Annotated in this window: 4 protein-coding genes; 2 read left to right on the forward strand and 2 right to left on the reverse strand. The window is 69.6% G+C overall.

The genetic code is table 11. The annotated features are described in order from the left end of the window. Positions 1 to 47 precede the first annotated feature (47 nt). The gene (gene phoU, locus OO014_RS19065) at positions 48 to 758 is read right to left on the reverse strand and encodes a phosphate signaling complex protein PhoU (protein ID WP_272463908.1); all 711 of its coding nucleotides are present in this window, start codon (positions 756 to 758) and stop codon (positions 48 to 50) included. Positions 759 to 915: 157 nt separating this feature from the next. Between phoU and OO014_RS19070 the strand changes: the two genes are divergently transcribed. Both OO014_RS19070 and OO014_RS19075 read left to right on the forward strand, forming a co-directional pair. Continuing rightward, positions 916 to 2,226, forward strand: coding sequence for a sensor histidine kinase (locus tag OO014_RS19070; protein WP_272463909.1), 1,311 nt, complete (start codon positions 916 to 918; stop codon positions 2,224 to 2,226). Continuing rightward, positions 2,223 to 2,906, forward strand: coding sequence for a response regulator transcription factor (locus OO014_RS19075; RefSeq protein WP_272463910.1), 684 nt, complete (start codon positions 2,223 to 2,225; stop codon positions 2,904 to 2,906). Before OO014_RS19070 ends, OO014_RS19075 begins: the two co-directional genes overlap by 4 nt. A 112-nt stretch (positions 2,907 to 3,018) precedes the next feature. Here the strand turns inward: OO014_RS19075 and OO014_RS19080 are convergent. After that, positions 3,019 to 3,495: hypothetical protein (locus tag OO014_RS19080; RefSeq protein WP_272463911.1), on the reverse strand; the 477-nt coding region annotated here is incomplete at its 5' end.

Genomic DNA, 3,495 nt, shown 5'->3' on the forward strand with positions numbered 1-3,495 from the left:
GCTCTTTCGATAGGGGCGGGCGTGTCGCGAACTGCTCTTTCGATGGGTCAGCTGCTGCGCTCGATCTGCGCGATGACGTCGGCGTCCTCGACCTCTTCGTGGTCGTAGCTCACCTCGGTGTCGTACTCCCCGGTGACGAGGTAGATGACGCGGCGAGCGACGGACACGGCGTGGTCGGCAAAACGCTCGTAGTAGCGCCCGATGAGCGCCAGGTCGAGGACGGTGCTGCGGTGCAGGTCCCGCTCCTCGTCGAGCAGCACCGAGAACAGCTCCCGGTGCAGCTCGTCCATCGCGTCGTCGTCCTTGTCGAGGGCGGCCGCGGCCTCGACGTCCTTGCTCGCGATGATCGAGCCGCACTTGGCGACGATCGCCTCGGCCACCTGACCCATCTGGAGGATGTGAGCCCGCAGCTGCGCGGGGACCGCCGACTCGGGCGTGCGCAGGCGGGCGACCTTCGCCACGTGCCGGGCGAGGTCACCCATCCGCTCGAGGTCCGAGCTCATGTGCATGGCCGTGACCACGATGCGCAGGTCGGTCGCCACGGGCTGCTGGCGGGCCAGCAGGTTGATCGACAGGTTGTCGAGGTTGATCCGGATCTCGTCGAGCTGCTTGTCGGCCTCGATGACCGACTCGGCGAGCTGTACGTCAGCGTCGAGCAGGGCCGTCGTGGCGCGCGAGATGGCGGACCCGGCGAGTCGCGTCAGCTCGACGAGCTGATCGGTGATGGTGTCGAGATCCTCGTGGAACTGGTCGCGCAATGGTCTTCCTCGTCTCGTGTTCACTGGCGGGCTCTCGGCGAGGGTCGCACCAGCGCGTGAATGCATCACGGCGAAGAGGTGAACACTCGGTTTCGTCCCGGCTCGCCGCGCAGTCGTGTGGTCCGAGCCTCCCACACGGATGCGTAATCTGAGAGACGTGGATCCGACGACTGCGGCAATTCTGGGTGGCTTCGTCGGCCTCGGGATCGGCGGTGTCGCCATCCTTGCCGTCCGGGCCACCGACCGATCCCGGCGCAACGAGGCCGTCATCGCGGCCCCATCCGACCTGCCCCCCGGTGTGGGCGAGGTGCTTTCGGTGCTTCGGTCCAGCGGAATCGTCGTCGACCGGTCCGACCAAGTCGTCAACAACTCACCGGCCGCGGTGGCCTACGGCCTCGTCCGGGGACAGGAGGTGGTGCACCCCGAGCTCCTCCATCTGGCGCGGGCCGTGCGTCGCGACGGCGTGATCCGCGAGGCCGAGCTCGACCTGCGCAAGGGCATCGGTCAGGGCACGGTGGTCATGGCCGCCCGCGTCGCACCCCTCGGCGCCGACCACGTCCTGCTCCTTGTCGAGGACATCTCGCAGGCGCGGCGCGTCGAGGAGATTCGACGCGACTTCCTCGCCAACGTCTCCCACGAGCTGAAGACCCCGGTCGGAGGCATCTCCCTGCTGGCCGAGGCGCTCCTCGACGCCTACGACGACCCGGAGGCAGTTCAGCGGTTCGCGTCGCGCATCGGCGTCGAGTCGCGGCGGCTGTCGAGCCTCGTCAAGGACATCGTCGAGCTGAGCCGGCTGCAGGGCGCCGATGTCGTCAAGGAGTCGACGGTCGTCGACGTCGGCGCTGCATCCGAGGACGCCGTCGAGCGCTACCGCCTGCTGGCAGAGGAGCACGGTATCGAGATCGCGGTCCAGGCGGACAGGGACTGCCTCATCTGGGGTGATCGCGACCTCGTCACGACCGCCGTGGGGAACCTCATCGGCAATGCCATCGCCTACTCAGACGCGGGCACGCGCGTGGGAGTCTCGACCCGTCGCCGGCCAGGACGGGTCGTCGAGGTCGCGGTGACCGACCAGGGCCTCGGGATCGCCCCGGAGGAGCAGCAGCGGATCTTCGAGCGCTTCTACCGAGTCGACTCGGCGCGGTCGCGGGCGACGGGCGGGACCGGCTTGGGCCTGGCGATCGTCAAGCACGTCGTCGAGAACCACGGCGGCACTGTCTCCGTGTGGTCCCAGGTCGATCGCGGCTCGACGTTCACCATCTCCCTACCGGCTGCGCCCTCCGATGCCGCTTTCACGGTGTCGCCCCAGGACGCTGAGGCGGACTCGGCCCCCCACCCCGACACCGACACCGTCGCCGAGCCGCGGGCAGCTGCCGCGGATGCCGGGGGTGCGAAGCCACCGGACCAGTACGCTCCAGTTGAGGTCCACCCGGCCGGCCCGGCCAGATCCACGAGAGGTCAGTCTTGAGTCGAATCCTGATCGTCGAGGACGAGGTGTCGTTCTCCGACCCGTTGTCCTACCTGCTCCGCAAGGAGGGCTACGACGTCGCGGTGGCCGAGACCGGCCCCGACGGGCTCGCCGAGTTCGACAAGAACGGCGCGGACCTCGTCCTGCTCGACCTCATGCTGCCCGGCCTCTCCGGCATCGACGTCTGCCGCTCCCTCCGTCAGCGTTCGTCGGTGCCCGTCATCATGCTGACCGCCAAGGACAGTGAGATCGACAAGGTCGTCGGCCTCGAGATCGGTGCGGACGACTACGTGACGAAGCCCTACTCGAGCCGCGAGCTGCTCGCCCGGGTCAAGGCGGTCCTCCGCCGTCTGGCAGAGCCCGAGGACCTGTTGCCGCCCACCATCGAGGCCGGCCCGGTGCGGATGGACGTCGAGCGTCACACCGTGACGGTCAGCGGCACGCCCACACCCCTGCCGCTCAAGGAGTTCGAGCTGCTGGAGATGCTGCTGCGCAACGCCGGGCGGGTCCTGACTCGGATGCAGCTGATCGACCGGGTCTGGGGCAGCGACTACGTGGGGGACACGAAGACGCTCGACGTGCACATCAAGCGGTTGCGCGCCAAGGTCGAGCCGGACCCCGCCAACCCGGTGCACATCGTGACCGTGCGCGGCCTGGGCTACAAGTTCGAGGCGAGCTGAAAGCCCGCCGCCCGTCACCGAGCGTCGACGCGGGCCGAGCCCAGCGGCATACGGGCTGAGATGCGAAAGGACCCCACTGCGGTGGGGTCCTTTCGTCGTCTCGGCCGGCGGTTCAGCCGGTGGTGGTCGTCGTCGCGGTGGGCTCCGTGGTCGCGGTCGTCGTGGCGGGCGTGGTGGGCGCCGTCGGGGTCGGCGCGGGCGCCGGAGTCACCGTCGCGTAGGGACCGGTCGCGGCAATGACGGGCACGTTGACGACCGCCGTGCCGCCGGGGCGGGTGGTCACGGCCACCGGCAGCATCGAGCCGGGCTCGGTGTCGAGGCCGTCGAACCGCAGCCCCTTGGTCGCGAGGGTGAGCTGCTCACGCGGGCGCACCTGGACCTCGGAACCGGCAGCAGCGCCCTCGCCCTGGGGCGCGACCTGCAGGGTCACCGGCTCGGCGCCGCCGTTGTAGGCGGCTCCCGACACGACGACCGTGCCGTCGCCGGAGCCGACGAGGACGAGGTCGCGAACGGCGACGGAACCGACGTCGGCGGACACGCCGTCGGCGGGCTCGTAGATGACGTCGGTCTGGACCGGGTTGAACACCAT

The organism is Intrasporangium calvum, from assembly GCF_028446585.1.
In the GTDB taxonomy this organism is placed as follows: Bacteria; Actinomycetota; Actinomycetes; order Actinomycetales; family Dermatophilaceae; genus Intrasporangium; species Intrasporangium calvum_A.